This window comes from Pseudomonas antarctica (assembly GCF_900624995.1).
GTDB classification, from domain to species: domain Bacteria; phylum Pseudomonadota; class Gammaproteobacteria; order Pseudomonadales; family Pseudomonadaceae; genus Aquipseudomonas; species Aquipseudomonas antarctica.
This window is the reverse complement of record NZ_UYXQ01000152.1, coordinates 1-8,303: the sequence shown is the minus strand read 5'-3', so window position 1 is coordinate 8,303 and position 8,303 is coordinate 1. Positions and strand designations below refer to the sequence as shown.

General features: G+C 60.2%; 9 protein-coding genes. All 9 read right to left on the bottom strand.

Annotated features, from left to right (window positions below; genetic code table 11):
• Positions 1-546 (bottom strand): beta/alpha barrel domain-containing protein (locus E0F99_RS27340; RefSeq protein WP_479725194.1); only part of this gene is annotated, 546 nt, incomplete at its 3' end.
• Positions 547-1,053: 507 nt separating this feature from the next.
• Positions 1,054-1,791, bottom strand: a complete 738-nt coding sequence (locus tag E0F99_RS27335; protein WP_083358912.1) for a secretin N-terminal domain-containing protein — start codon at positions 1,789-1,791, stop codon at positions 1,054-1,056.
• 146 nt (positions 1,792-1,937) lie between these two features.
• Positions 1,938-2,360 carry a GNAT family N-acetyltransferase gene (locus tag E0F99_RS27330; RefSeq protein WP_083358911.1) on the bottom strand — a complete coding sequence of 141 codons (423 nt, stop codon included), beginning with the start codon at positions 2,358-2,360 and terminating at the stop codon, positions 1,938-1,940.
• On the bottom strand, positions 2,353-3,519 hold the full coding sequence (locus tag E0F99_RS27325; RefSeq protein WP_083358910.1) for a ribosomal protein uL16 3-hydroxylase: 1,167 nt from the start codon (positions 3,517-3,519) through the stop codon (positions 2,353-2,355). The genes E0F99_RS27330 and E0F99_RS27325 overlap by 8 nt, the downstream gene beginning before the upstream one ends.
• Positions 3,520-3,604: 85 nt before the next feature.
• Positions 3,605-4,975: an adenylosuccinate lyase gene (gene purB, locus E0F99_RS27320; RefSeq protein WP_083358909.1), complete on the bottom strand. Its 1,371-nt coding sequence runs from the start codon at positions 4,973-4,975 to the stop codon at positions 3,605-3,607.
• A gap of 123 nt (positions 4,976-5,098) precedes the next feature.
• The gene (hflD, locus tag E0F99_RS27315; RefSeq protein WP_083358908.1) at positions 5,099-5,722 is read right to left on the bottom strand and encodes a high frequency lysogenization protein HflD; all 624 of its coding nucleotides are present in this window, start codon (positions 5,720-5,722) and stop codon (positions 5,099-5,101) included.
• Complete coding sequence (gene mnmA, locus E0F99_RS27310) at positions 5,719-6,843, bottom strand: tRNA 2-thiouridine(34) synthase MnmA (RefSeq protein ID WP_083358907.1); 1,125 nt, start codon at positions 6,841-6,843, stop codon at positions 5,719-5,721. The genes hflD and mnmA overlap by 4 nt, the downstream gene beginning before the upstream one ends.
• 59 nt (positions 6,844-6,902) lie before the next feature.
• Positions 6,903-7,349 carry an NUDIX hydrolase gene (locus E0F99_RS27305; protein WP_083358906.1) on the bottom strand — a complete coding sequence of 149 codons (447 nt, stop codon included), beginning with the start codon at positions 7,347-7,349 and terminating at the stop codon, positions 6,903-6,905.
• Between the two features lie 229 nt (positions 7,350-7,578).
• Positions 7,579-8,303: NADP-dependent isocitrate dehydrogenase (locus E0F99_RS27300; protein WP_165447646.1), on the bottom strand; the 725-nt coding region annotated here is incomplete at its 5' end.

Sequence of the window (8,303 nt, the reverse complement as noted above, 5' to 3'; positions counted from 1 at the left end):
CCTCCTCATCAGCTCGTAAGCGTTCAGTACGCCGCCGAAACCGGCTTCAGCGTCCTCCACGATCGGTGCGAAGTAGTCAATGTAGCCTTCGTCGCCTGGGCCTTTGCCCGCTTTCCACTGGATCTGGTCAGCACGGCGGAACGAGTTGTTGATGCGCTTGACCACGGTCGGCACGGAGTCCACCGGGTACAGCGATTGGTCGGGGTACATGGATTCAGCGGAGTTGTTGTCCGCAGCCACTTGCCAGCCGGACAGGTAGATCGCCTGGATACCGGCTTTCACCTGTTGAACTGCCTGGCCGCCAGTGAGGGCGCCCATGCAGTTGACGAAATCTTTCTCGGGACGGAAGGACGGCTTGGCACCCTGGGTGACCAGCTTCCACAGTTTCTCGGCGCCGAGTTTTGCAAAGGTGTGCTCAGGTTGAACCGAGCCACGCAGGCGGACGACGTCAGCAGCGGAATAAGCGCGGGTTACGCCTTTCCAGCGTGGGTTTTCAGCCCAGTCTTTTTCAAGGGCTGCAATTTGCTGTTCGCGTGTCAGTGCCATGGGGAAAAACCTCGTCGCGTCTTTTATGGAAAATCTACTAGGTTGAAAATTCCGTTTGCCTACCACGTAATCAATGCGTGGTTATGGCTGCTCGCTGACCAGAAGCTTAGGTGGTCAAGTCAAGTTTGGCGGGGAAGGCGACGGGATGAACGAATGGCGAGAGGAGGAGTTGAGCAGGTAAGGGCGAACTGCGAACGGTCTTCGGGCATCGTGGGCCTTTGTACGGTTCATCAGTGTGTAGCCGGGTTACCTGGTTAGCTTCCGTCCCTCGGGACAACTTCGTTCCAGTCGCAACCTCGTCAAACACACCTTGTGGGCGGTACAGACACGAATCGGCTCAGGTGGGTAGCTTAGAGCGGCGATCCGAAGGCCCTTGCCAGGGCCCCTGATTAGCGGGAGCGAGGCCATCATGCACAGGCTTTTTTGGATCGTCAAATGTTTTGTAGTGCTTTTTTCAAAGCACTACATCTTTAGTCTAAGACGACTCGTCAGTCAGTTTTTGGTGCTTCAGTTCAGGGTGTCGACCTTGACCCGTAAAGTCAGGTCATCACGGCCCTGCGTAGAGTAGCTGCGGGTTGTAGAGGATTTGTCCGCCTGGGTCTCACGATTGATGCCGGCCAGCGGGATCCATTCACCCAGACGGCCGCTGACAGTTGTGTCGGTGCTTTGCACGTTCACTACATCGGGACGTTCCTGGCTCATGCGGTCACGGTTGGTGCTGATAGCCAGGTGTACGGTCTCGCCGGTGACGCTGGCGGTCACGTAAAAGCCCTGGGTGACGTTGCGATACTGGGTCTGGTTTTGCAGGCGGCCATAGCCGTCCTGCTGCGTGGTGGTCAATGGCACGCTCTGGCCCACCTGGATCAGTGCGGGCACACCTTCGCTGGCTTGGATCTGCTGGATGCCGCCGTCACGGCTGGTGGTGCCATAGCTGATGATGCGGGTCTGGCTGTCGCCGCTGTTCTGCTGGTTGTTTTCGTTGGTGTCGACGGTGATCAGCAGGCGCTTGGCGGGCGTGTCCAACTGCGCGAGCAGCGCGCGCAAACCCTCAATCTTATCTGTGTCAGCGTTCACAATCAGCTGGTTGCCGTAGGCGCTGACGCTGCCGTCCTTGCCGATGAAGTGCTGCGCCACCGGCAACAAGTCGGCGCTGGTGCGATTGCTCAGGTTGACGACTGCGGTGTCGGCGACGGCCGAGACACTGGCGGTCAGGAGGAGGGCGGTGAGCAGGGTGCGTAGGGACATGTCCGTTATCTCTGCGAGTCATTTAGCGTGATAGTGCCAGTTTGTCGGCCTGGCAGGTCGCAAGTTGAATCGTAGACGGCAAAATGCCCTGGCAGGCAGGGCATTTTGGGTGTTGCTGATGGCGCTATCGCAAGCAAGGTCTCGGATCAGTCCCCGCGCACCATATCCACATGCGGAATTCCGACTTCAAGAAACTCATCACTGACGATCTTGAAGCCCAACCGCTCATAAAACGGCGCCGCGTACACCTGCGCACTCAGGAACTGCTTGGTCTGGCCGCGTTGCTCGGCCATGCCCATCACGGCTTCCATCAGCTTGTCGCCGACCTTCAGCCCGCGCCAGTCCTTGAGTACCGAAACGCGGCCGATTTCGCCGCTGGGCAGCAAGCGCGCGGTGCCTATAGGGAAATCGCCTTCGAACGCGAGAAAGTGCACTGCGTCGGCGTCGTCTGCATCCCACTCCAGCTCCGGTGGAACCGATTGTTCAGCGATAAACACCGCTTCACGAATGCGCCGAATCTCAGCGATATCCTTTTGCCAGTCCGCGACACTTACGTGAATCTTATTCATCGGCAAATCCCAGGCTTCCTTGCTTGACCAATTCGCACAGCAGGTCGCGGCCATCTTCGTCTGCGAGCCATGCGCCGAGGTTTTCGCTGTGCAGGGCGTCGGCCGAGCACACCAGTTTCAGCAGTTCACGCAGTTTGCCTGGCAGGTAACGGCTCTGGCCGCTGGCGAACAGCAATACGTCGTCGTCGACTTCCGACCACGCCATACGGGCGCTTGGGTTGCGGACCAAAATCGCGCCGTCTTCCAGGCTGCTGATAAAGTCTTCTTCGGCCAAATCTTCGCCTGCCACCATTTCCGGGTAACGCGGTTCGGTCATGAACTGGCCGAACCAGGTCAGCAGCATGCGCTCGTCGCTCATGTGCTCGGCCAGCAGGCTTTTCAGGCGGTCAAGGGCGTCGCCCTGGATCTGATGCGGGTCGCTGACCGGCTGGGCGTCAGCGTCGGTGTAGCGCTCTTCGTCGGTCAGGTACTGGCTGAGGAAGTCGGTGAAGTGGGTCAGCACTTCAGCGGCGCTCGGGGCGCGAAAGCCCACCGAGTAGGTCATGCAGTCGTCTTCAGCGATACCGAAGTGTGCCAGGCGCGGTGGCAGGTAGAGCATGTCGCCCGGTTCCAGCACCCATTCTTCACTTTGTTCGAATTCCGCGAGGATGCGCAGGTCGGCGTGCGGCAGCAACGGGCTCTCGGAGTTGCACATCTGGCCGATTTTCCAGTTGCGTTTGCCTTGAGCTTGCAGCAGGAACACATCGTAGTTATCGAAGTGCGGGCCAACGCTGCCGCCAGGTGCGGCAAAGCTGATCATCACATCGTCGATGCGCCAGCTTGGCAGGAAGCGAAAGTGCTCCAGCAGCTCTGCCACTTCCGGTACGAACTGGTCGACCGCCTGCACCAGCAGGGTCCACTCGCGCTCAGGCAGGGTGCTGAAGGCGTCTTCGGCGAACGGGCCGCGACGCAGTTCCCACGGGCGCTCGCCGTGCTCGATGACCAGGCGCGATTCGACTTCTTCTTCCAGGGCCAGGCCTGCCAGTTCGTCGGCATCGATCGGGCTTTCGAAATCAGGGATTGCCTGTCGGATCAGCAGCGGTTTTTTCTGCCAGTAGTCGCGCAGGAACTCGCGTGCCGTGATGCCGCCCAGAAGTTGAAGAGGAATATCAGGATTCATGTGTAACCTATTGAAAAAAAGCACTTTTAAGACAGGAATAAAAACGCCCGGCGCGGCCGGGCGTCTCAAGAGGGCTTGCGCTAGATCAGATACGCTTGGCTTGGGCCACCGCGTTGCCGATGTAGTTGGCCGGAGTGAGCAGTTTCAGCTCGGCCTTGGCAGCGGCTGGCATGTCCAGGCCGTCGATGAAAGTTTGCAGCGCCTCGGGGCTGATGCCCTTGCCGCGCGTCAATTCTTTCAGCTTCTCGTAGGGGTTTTCGATGTTATAGCGGCGCATCACGGTCTGGATCGGCTCAGCCAATACTTCCCAGCACGCATCCAGGTCAGCGGCGATCTTGTGCTCATTGAGCTCAAGCTTGCTGATGCCTTTGAGGCTGGCTTCGTACGCGATCACGCTATGAGCGAAGCCCACGCCGAGGTTACGCAGCACGGTGGAGTCGGTCAGGTCGCGCTGCCAGCGGGAGATCGGCAACTTGCTGGCCAGGTGCTGGAACAGGGCATTGGCGATGCCGAGGTTGCCTTCGGAGTTTTCGAAGTCGATCGGGTTGACCTTGTGCGGCATGGTCGAGGAACCGATTTCACCGGCAATGGTGCGCTGCTTGAAGTAGCCCAGGGAGATGTAGCCCCAGATATCGCGATCGAAGTCGATCAGGATGGTGTTGAAGCGCGCAATCGCGTCGAACAGCTCGGCGATGTAGTCGTGCGGTTCGATCTGTGTGGTGTACGGGTTGAAGCCCAGGCCCAGCTCGTCTTCGATGAAAGCGCGGGCATTTTCTTCCCAGTCGATTTCCGGGTAGGCCGAGATATGGGCGTTGTAGTTGCCCACGGCGCCGTTGATTTTGCCCAGCAGTGGTACGGCGGCGACTTGAGCGATTTGGCGCTCCAGGCGGTACACCACGTTGGCCAGTTCTTTGCCCAAAGTCGTCGGCGAAGCCGGCTGGCCGTGGGTGCGCGACAGCATCGGCACGTCCGCGAAACGGATCGCCAGTTCGCGGATGGCGTTGGCGGTCTGGCGCATCAGTGGCAGCATCACGTCATCACGGCCTTCGCGCAGCATCAGGGCGTGGGACAGGTTATTGATGTCCTCGCTGGTGCAGGCAAAGTGGATGAACTCGCTGACCTTGGCCAGTTCCGGCAGCTTGGCCGCTTGCTCTTTGAGCAGGTATTCGATGGCTTTAACGTCGTGGTTGGTGGTGCGCTCGATCTCTTTCACACGCTCGGCGTGCTCCAGGGAGAAGTTTTCCGCCAGGGTGTTCAGCACAGCGTTGGCTTCGGCGGAAAACGCCGGCACTTCGCTGATGGCAGAGTGAGCGGCCAGGCGCTGGAGCCAGCGCACTTCAACCAGAACACGAGCACGGATCAGGCCGTATTCGCTGAAAATAGGGCGCAGGGCCTGGGTTTTGCCGGCGTAGCGGCCGTCAACAGGGGAAACCGCAGTGAGCGAAGAGAGCTGCATGGGGTGTTCTCGGACAGTCGGGCAACGAAATGGGGCGCGTATCATACATGAAAAAATCCGCCGGCCCGTTGCCAACTGACCGGCGTATTACGCGTGAGGCGATAAAAAACAGGTTGCTGCGACTTATTCGTTGCGCATCAACGGGTAAAGCTCTTTAAGCAATTTGCGTCGGCTGATCACCAACTGCCAGCGATGACCGCCCAACTGGCGCCACAACCGCGCCGAACGAATGCCGGCCAGGAGCAGGGCGCGGATTTTCGAGGCGTTGTTTGGTTGTTGCAGGTTGCGCATGTCGCCGTGTACCTGGATGCGCTGGCGCAAGGTGCTTAAGGTGTCCTGGTACAGCGCACCGCAGGCGGCGACCACGTTTTCGTGGGCCGGGCCGAAGTGCTCAACTTGGGATTGGATCTGCGGCAGGCGTTTGCCGATGGTTTCCAGCAGATCGTCACGCTTGGCCAACTGGCGCTCGAGGCCGAGCATCGACAGGGCGTAGCGCAAGGGCTCGCGCTGCAGGGTGCTGGGGTCGCGCTCCAGTGCGCCGATCAGCGCGCGATAACCTTCGCGCAGCGCCAGGTCATCACCGCCGTAGACTTCCAGGGTGTCCTTGGGGTCGCGGATCAGCAGGCTGCCGAGCATGCAGGTCAGGCCCGCCTCGGTGACCTGGCCGGTCTTGGCAATCTTGTCCACCAGCACAGCGGCCAGGAAAACCCCGCCGAGCGCCGTCAGTTGCTCCTGGGTCGGGCTCATGCCGGGTTGCTCCAGGCTTCGGCGACTTCAATCACGCCGCCGCCGAGGCAAATTTCACCGTCGTAGAACACCACGGACTGGCCCGGTGTGACCGCGCGTTGCGGGTCATCAAAGGTGGCGCGATAGCCGTTGGCAGTTTTTTCCAGGGTGCAGGGCTGGTCGCTCTGGCGATAGCGTACTTTGGCGGTCAGGCGGCGTGGGGCGCTCAGGTCGATCGGGTTGACCCAATAGATCTCGGAAGCCAGCAGGGCGCCGGAGAACAGCAACGGGTGTTCATTGCCCTGGCCGACGATCAGCACGTTGTTCTCAAGATCCTTGACCAGCACGTACCACGGCTCTTCACCGGCGTCTTTCAAACCGCCGATGCCCAGGCCCTGACGCTGGCCGATGGTGTGGTACATCAGGCCATGGTGGCGGCCGATAACGTCACCTTCGGTGGTCTTGATTTCGCCCGGCTGCGCCGGCAGGTATTGCTTGAGGAAGTCGCTGAAGCGGCGCTCGCCGATAAAGCAGATACCGGTGGAGTCCTTTTTCTTGGCGGTGGCCAGGCCGTAGTGCTCGGCAATCTTGCGCACGTCGGGCTTTTCCAGCTCGCCCACCGGGAACAGGGTCTTGGCAATCTGTTCGCCGCCGACGGCGTGCAGGAAGTAGCTCTGGTCCTTGTTCGCGTCCAGGCCTTTGAGCAGCTCTGTGCGGCCATCAATGTCGCGACGGCGCACGTAGTGGCCGGTGGCGATGAGGTCGGCGCCAAGGATCATGGCGTAGTCGAGGAACGCCTTGAACTTGATTTCGCGGTTGCACAGGATGTCCGGGTTCGGCGTGCGGCCGGCCTTGTATTCGGCCAGGAAGTGCTCGAACACGTTGTCCCAGTACTCGGCGGCGAAGTTAGCGGTGTGCAGCTTGATACCGATCTTGTCGCAAACGGCCTGGGCGTCGGCCAGGTCGTCCATGGCCGTGCAATATTCCGTTCCATCGTCTTCTTCCCAGTTCTTCATGAACAGGCCTTCCACCTCATAACCCTGCTCCATGAGCAGAACGGCGGAAACGGAAGAATCCACGCCGCCGGACATACCGACGATGACGCGCTTCTTTTGTGTGTCAGAAGGGGCTGGATCACGCATAGGGTTTCAACGGGTGTCTTGAAAAAGGACGCGATTCTAGCAGGCTCGCGCCCGCAAGGCTAAAGAGAAGGGCGGATCAATTCGAGACTATGGCGCTGGCCGGCCAGATAATCATCGATGCAGTGGATGATCAGCTCGCTGCGCCAGTCATCGCGCAGGGCCATCAGCTCGTCCCGGGTCAGCCAGCGGGCGCGGACGATGCCGTCGTCGAGTTGATACTCCGGGTGGTGTTTCAAGGCTTTGGCGGTGAAGCAGACCCGTTGGTAGGTCACGCCATTGCTGGGCGCTGTGTACAGGTAAATCCCGACGATGCCGGTGGCTTCGACGTCCCAGCCGGTTTCTTCGAGGGTTTCGCGTACGGCGGCCTCGGTCAGGGTTTCGTGTGGGTCCAGGTGGCCGGCAGGCTGATTGAGCACGAGGCGGCCGCCCTTGAGCTCTTCGACCATCAGGAACCGGCCGTTGTCTTCGACGAGGGTGGCGACGGTGATGTGGGGTTGCCAGGTCATTCAAAACCTCGATTCATGGTGCGGGGCGGTCTTTGGGCAGGATTGCAGTCAGTGTGGGAGCGGGCTTGCTCGCGAATGCAATGCATCAGATATGCATCGGGCGACTGGCACACCGCATTCGCGAGCAAGCCCGCTCCCACATTTTGATCCGGTTTCTTCAGCAAAAAGCGCAGTGGGCACAAACAGAAACCCCGGCACGGGGCCGGGGCTTCTTTGCATCCTTACAACCTTACTTCAACTTGGCAATGGCCGCGTTGAGGGTGTTGCTTGGGCGCATGGCTTTGCTGGTCAGCTCTGGGTTCGGCGCGTAGTAGCCGCCGATGTCCACTGGCTTGCCCTGTACGGCGTTCAGCTCGGCAACGATGGTCGCCTCGTTGTCGCTCAGGGTTTTGGCCAGTTCGCCGAACTGCGCTTGCAGTGCAGTGTCTTCGGTCTGGGCGGCCAGGGCTTGAGCCCAGTACAACGCCAGGTAGAAGTGGCTGCCGCGGTTGTCGATGTTGCCGACCTTGCGCGATGGCGACTTGTTGTTGTCGAGGAACTGGCCGGTGGCCTGGTCCAGGGTCTTGGACAGCACCAGGGCTTTCGGGTTGTTGTACGTCACACCCAAATGCTCAAGGGACGCCGCCAGGGCCAGGAACTCGCCCAAAGAATCCCAGCGCAGGAAGTTCTCTTCCACCAGCTGTTGCACGTGCTTTGGCGCCGAACCGCCGGCGCCGGTTTCGAACAGGCCACCGCCGTTCATCAGCGGCACGATCGAGAGCATCTTGGCGCTGGTGCCCAGTTCCATGATCGGGAACAGGTCGGTCAGGTAGTCGCGCAGTACGTTACCGGTCACCGAGATGGTGTCCAGGCCCTTGCGGGTGCGCTCCAGGGTGAACTTCATCGCGTCGACCGGCGACATGATGCGGATGTCCAGGCCTTCGGTGTTGTGGTCTTTCAGGTAGGCCTGAACTT